Genomic DNA, 3,662 nt, shown 5'->3' with positions numbered 1-3,662 from the left:
AGCTGGGAGAGCATCGCCCTTACAAGGCGAGGGTCACTGGTTCGATCCCAGTACCACCCACCATTTTCTGCTTTGACTCGAACAGCGTCTCCAGCACTCTTTCGATCGCTCAAGCCTTGATAGCCCTTCAATAGCGTAACCTTGCCTCAACGTCGCTCGCTGATCTGATGCGATGGTTTTCGATCTTGCTGTTCTCCCCCCCATAAAATCTGGTTTGACGAGCCATGAGCCTTACATGTGCCTGGCGTATTCACCCAACCATTGGATGATAGCGATGGTGGCAGCGGGAAGGCGTGGTCAGACTGGGCTTCGGTAACAGTACGCCGGCGCGGTTCGAGTCTCTGGTGGTAACTCGCAGAGGCCCGAACCGCTTGTGGCAGGCTACTTGCCTATTAACGACTGGCCGCAGACCCTTACGGTGTTACCGTTAACGCCGGTCGAGGTGGGGTCGCAGAACCAGGCAATGGTCTCGGCAACATCGACCGGAAGGCCACCCTGGGACAGGCTGTTCATGCGCCGACCGGCCTCCCGAATGGTCAGGGGCATGGCTGCGGTCATCTGGGTCTCGATAAAGCCGGGCGCGACCGCATTCACCGTCATGCTGTCCTTCAGTTGGGGCGCCAGGGCCTCGACATAGCCAATCACCCCGCATTTCGAGGTCGAGTAGTTGGTCTGGCCAAAGTTGCCGGCTATGCCGCTGATGGATGAGACGCATACAATCCGGCTGTTTTCCCGCAGAAGGTTCTGCTCGAACAGGGCATCGTTGATCAGTTCCTCGGCGATGAGATTGACCGCGATGGTCATGTCCCAGAAATGCTCGGGCATGTTGCCTAGGGTCTTGTCCCGAGTAATACCGGCATTGTGAATGATCATGTCGAGACCTTCGAAATGGGTCTTTACGTAGTCTGCGATCACTTTCGGCGCATCAGGATCGGTGATATCGCAGGCCAGGGCTTTGCCTTTCGTGCGTGCTGCCACCACCTCCAGTTGCGCCATAGCGGTGGGGATGTCCAGGGCAATGACTGTAGCGCCATCTCTTGCCAGGGTATCTGCAATGGACTCACCAATGCCCCGGGAGGCACCGGTCACCAGTGCAACCTTGCCCGCCAAGGGTGCCGTGATATCCGTCACTGTGGCGGTGTCCCGGGTCTTGCCTATACGCACTACCTGACCGGACACATACGCTGATCGGGCCGACAGGAAAAACCTCACACTGGAATCAAGCTGTTTGGCCGCCGTGGGCGCCATCCAGATAAGATTCGACGTTGTCCCTTTCTTGCCCAGCTCCTTGCCCGTGCTTCTGACAAAACCCTCGAGCGCCCGTTGAGCCGCAGCCTGGGCAGGTTCCTTGCAGGTTTGCGGGTCACGCCCGATGACGAGGACACGACCGTTGAGTGCGAGCTTTTTAATACTGGGGTGGAAAAAATCGTAAACTGCCCGAAGCTCAGTTGCATTCTTGATGCCTGTGGCATCAAAGATCAATGCGGAGAACCTGAGGGATACCTCGGCAGACAGGTCAATTGGATGGGCCTTCGGGCCCACCCCCGCAGAATCAGCCAGCGATTCCACGTGGCTGGCATGGTGGATCCGGGCCGTGCCGGCGGACAGTATATTGCCAAGCTCCCTGATTGCCTTGCCGCCGCTCGCAGAGCCTGCCAGAACATCGCCTGTGATGAAGGGCTCGTCAACTCGCGCCTGGCGTTTCAGGGTCACTGGCGATGGCAGTCCCAGGGTCTGGGCTGCGGTTTTGCCGAGGGGAGTATTGACCAGTTTCAGGTAAAAATCAGACATAACAGGTTCCTTTAAGATGTCTTTGACTGAGGGTGGCGGACCCGGTTCGCAAACCCCTGGCCCGTCGGATGCAATTTATGGCGTCCATGTTAGGGTAACGAATTGTATTTGGATTGACTGAACGGGTATGTCGCGGTGTCAGGGATGCCAATGAGCAGCGCGAACCTGGCGCTAGACTGCAGGATAATAAAACAATCTCACTGGCGATAAAGCCTGTAACGACTTGAATTTAACAAAGGACTGACCTGATGGCACAGAACAAAGGCGAAACAGCCTCAAGAAAAGCCCCTGCTTCAAAAAAAGCCGCACCCGCTAAAGGTACAACACCGAACCAGAGTGACACCCAGAATGGCATACGGAAAGTCGCAATCATCGGCGGCAATCGCTTGCCGTTTGCGCGCTCCAATACCGCCTACAGTAAAGTGACCAACCAGGAGCTGCTGACGGCTGCCTTGAGAGGGCTGGTGGATCGCTTTGATTTGCAGGGACAGCGCATGGGGGAGGTTGTCGCCGGAGCGGTCATCAAGCACTCCCGGGATTTCAACCTGACCCGGGAGTCAGTGCTGAGCTCGGGCCTGGCGCCGGAAACACCGGCCTACGATGTGCAGCAGGCCTGCGGAACGGGGCTGGAGGCTGCCATCCTGGTGGCCAATAAGATCGCGCTAGGTCAGATCGAGTGCGGTATTGCCGGAGGTACCGACACAACCTCCGACGCTCCCATCGGACTGGGGGAAGGGTTGCGCCAGATTCTGCTTGACCTCAACCGGGCCAAGACGGCAGGGCAGCGACTGAAGGCCATCAGCCGGTTCCGGCCAGCGCATCTGGTGCCCGACTTCCCTGAGAACGGCGAGCCTCGTACCGGTATGTCCATGGGTGACCATTGCCAGGTTACCGCCCATGAGTGGTCTATCCCCCGGGAAGATCAGGACCGGCTGGCTTACGAAAGCCACCAGAAGCTGGCGGCTGCCTATGAAGAGGGTTTCTTTGACAACCTGATGACCCCGCTTGCAGGCCTTGAAAAAGACAACATCCTGCGGCCTGACACCACCCTGGAGAAGCTGGCCTCCCTCAAGCCCTGCTTTGACCGGGAAAGGGGCACCATGACCGCAGCCAACAGTACTGCCCTTACTGACGGCGCCTCATGTGTTCTGTTGGCGAGTGAAGACTGGGCCAGGGCTAATAATATGCCAATCCAGGCCTACCTGACGTTCTCGGAAGTGGCTGCGGTGGACTTCGTCGACAAGAAAGAGGGCCTGCTGATGGCACCGGCTTATGCGGTACCAAAACTGCTTGAGAAAGCCGGTATTGCATTACAGGATTTTGACTTCTATGAAATCCACGAAGCTTTCGCCGCGCAGGTGCTTTACACCCTGAAGGCGTGGGAAGATCCCACCTTCTGCAAGGAACGGCTGGGCCTGGACAAACCCCTGGGCAGTATTGACCGCAACAAGATGAACCTGAAAGGAAGCAGCCTTGCGACCGGCCATCCTTTCGCCGCAACCGGGGGTCGGATTATTGCAACCCTGGCCAAGCAGCTGGAGCAAAAAGGCAGCGGACGCGGCCTGATTTCCATCTGCGCGGCCGGAGGGCAGGGGGTTACAGCCATACTGGAGCGTTAACCTAAAAATATGCTTTTTTCCGTTGACTTAGATTGCTACGCTCCGTAGTATGCGTGGCAAGTTGATGCAGCCAACGAATACCAGAGGCGGCCGCTGATACCAAAAGTTTGTTGCGGGGTGGAGCAGTCTGGTAGCTCGTCGGGCTCCCCAACCCACGAAAGCCGAAGGGAGTCACCGACCTTCGAGTTCTGAGGCCGACCCACAGGGTTACTCAGATAATCAAGGTGAGCAAAAGTTTGTTGCGGGGTGGAG

The 3,662-nt window shown here is 57.4% G+C and carries 2 protein-coding genes; one reads left to right on the top strand and one right to left on the bottom strand.

Features of this window, described 5'->3' with window-relative positions:
* Window positions 1-381: 381 nt before the first annotated feature.
* Window positions 382-1,791, bottom strand: coding sequence for a 3-oxoacyl-ACP reductase (locus tag G7W63_RS17805; RefSeq protein WP_166261578.1), 1,410 nt, complete (start codon window positions 1,789-1,791; stop codon window positions 382-384).
* Window positions 1,792-2,039: 248 nt separating this feature from the next.
* On the opposite strand from G7W63_RS17805, the gene G7W63_RS17800 reads away from it, so the two are divergent.
* A complete protein-coding gene (locus G7W63_RS17800; protein ID WP_166261575.1) occupies window positions 2,040-3,410 on the top strand; it encodes an acetyl-CoA C-acetyltransferase in 1,371 nt (456 codons plus the stop codon).
* Window positions 3,411-3,662: the final 252 nt, after the last annotated feature.

The sequence above is a fragment of the Marinobacter salicampi genome (assembly GCF_011074795.1).
Taxonomy (GTDB): domain Bacteria; phylum Pseudomonadota; class Gammaproteobacteria; order Pseudomonadales; family Oleiphilaceae; genus Marinobacter; species Marinobacter salicampi.
Note: the sequence above shows the minus strand (reverse complement) of the source record. Positions and strands in the feature narration are given on the sequence as shown.

Coding starts and splice junctions, on each gene's coding strand:
- G7W63_RS17805 (WP_166261578.1), bottom strand. CDS start 1,791: ATGTCTGATTTTTACCTGAAACTGGTCAATACTCCCCTCGGCAAAACC.
- G7W63_RS17800 (WP_166261575.1), top strand. CDS start 2,040: ATGGCACAGAACAAAGGCGAAACAGCCTCAAGAAAAGCCCCTGCTTCA.